This is a genomic window from Bifidobacterium sp. (genome assembly GCF_051876855.1).
In the GTDB taxonomy this organism is placed as follows: Bacteria; Actinomycetota; Actinomycetes; order Actinomycetales; family Bifidobacteriaceae; genus Bifidobacterium.
Window position 1 is genome coordinate 1 of sequence record NZ_JBJEIH010000036.1, and the last position, 1,717, is coordinate 1,717.

1 protein-coding gene and 1 pseudogene are annotated in these 1,717 nt (G+C 62.5%); both read left to right on the forward strand.

Annotation, left to right across the window (positions count from 1 at the left end):
- Positions 1-599: 599 nt before the first annotated feature.
- The gene (locus ACI38B_RS02805) at positions 600-1,505 is read left to right on the forward strand and encodes a TrmH family RNA methyltransferase (RefSeq protein ID WP_439729442.1); all 906 of its coding nucleotides are present in this window, start codon (positions 600-602) and stop codon (positions 1,503-1,505) included.
- A 57-nt stretch (positions 1,506-1,562) separates the two neighbouring features.
- Positions 1,563-1,717: pseudogene (locus ACI38B_RS02810) on the forward strand (phenylalanine--tRNA ligase subunit alpha); the annotation flags it as partial.

Here is a 1,717-nt window from a genome sequence, read left to right on the forward strand (position 1 = left end):
CGCCTAGGCCTCACCCAGCGTAACCAGTTTGTATGGAGGGCGCGTGTATGGAGGGTGCGTTCGACAATGCGCCGCCGCCCGGCCCGTGGTGACAGTGTCCATCGTGTGAGCGGATCCTCACACGTTGGCCAGGCGGGCCCTTGCGCTTGTGGTCTGGGGTGTGCTAGATGGCAGTAGTGTGAGCGGATCCTCACACGATGACCCTTTGCCTCCTTTGATTCTTAGTTTTGCAGGTCTTTACCGGTCACTGTGTGAGGATTGGCTCGCACGGTGACCGGTTGGGCGACGGATTCTGCTGGTTTGGGCGTCTTGTCCGTCATTGTGTGAGCGGATCCTCGCACGGCGGCCGGGTTGGGCATTGTGTCGGTTGTTTGGGGTGTGTAAGTCGGCTGCCGTGTGAGCCATGCCTCGCACGATGACCCAGTTGGCGCTGTGGGAGTGGTCTGGGGGGAGTACTAGTTGGTCGCTATGTGAGCCATTCCTCGCACGGCGGCCCGGTTAAATGCTGTGCGGGTGGGCAGGGTTGTGGTAGTTGCCCGTCGTGTGAGCGAATCCTCGCACGCCACGCCAGGTAGCCGCCGCCGCGTACAGTGGGCGGTATGCCGTTGAACAATGAGATACTGAGCAATCCGCACGCCGATCGAGTGCGCAAGATCGCCGGCTTGGAGTCCAAGTCGCAGCGCGAACGCTCCGGGCGCTTCCTTATCGAAGGCCCGCAATCCGTGCGTGAAGCGATCCGTTGGCGTCCCGACGCCGTGACCGACCTGTACGTACAGATGAGCGGGGACGATCAGCCGGCGAACCAGACCATCGCCGAAATCTACCGCGAGGCGCTTGACAACCCGCGGGCGGGCCAGCAGGGCGGCCTGTACATCCACGGCGCCACCGCCCAGGTCATGCGGCAAATCAGCGGGGACTGCCAAGGCATCGCCGCCGTCGGCCTCACCGAACGCATGCAAGACGACCCCGATGATCTCGACTGGTCGGATCATCCCATGGTCGCCGCGTTCTGGCAGGTGCGCGACCCCGGCAACGCTGGCACTGTGATCCGCGCCGCCGATGCCGCAGGCTGTGACGCCGTGATTTTCGTGGATGACAGCGTCGACCGTTTCAATCCCAAGGTTGTTCGCGCCACCGCTGGATCCCTGTTCCACGTGCCGGTCCTGACCATGACCACCCAGGATTTCCTTGGTTGGTGCGCCGGCGAGCACAGCACTTTGGTCGCCGCCGACGTGCATGGCACGCCGGAGCGCGCCCCCGAACAGCTGCCGGGTCTGCTCGGCGAACGCGGCCACATGCTGGAACACGAACTGCAGGACTCCAGCCGCCCGCTTACCGTGCTGTTCGGCAACGAGGCACGCGGTCTGCCAGCCCACTTGGTTGAGCAAGCCGACCGTGTTGTCGCCATCCCGATTTACGGCAAGGCCGAATCGCTGAACCTGGCGACCAGCGCGGCAGTCATGCTCATGAGCCTGGCTATGTCGAGTCATATTGGGAAAATGTGAAGACGGTACAACGGCTTGAGCGAGAGCGACGTTTCACTGAAATAAGAAAGGGTACTCGTGGCACAGAGCGCGGTATTCGATGCACAGGCGGTGACCGCAGCGGTCAACGAAGGCATCGGGAAGATCGAAAAAGCCTCCAGCTCGGAGGAATTGAAAGCCATCAAAACCCAGTATGCGGGTGCGGAATCGGCAATGACGCAAGCGAGCAAGGC

Excerpts from the sequence above, each read along its gene's own strand:
- ACI38B_RS02805 (WP_439729442.1), top strand. The coding sequence starts at position 600 with ATGCCGTTGAACAATGAGATACTGAGCAATCCGCACGCCGATCGAGTG.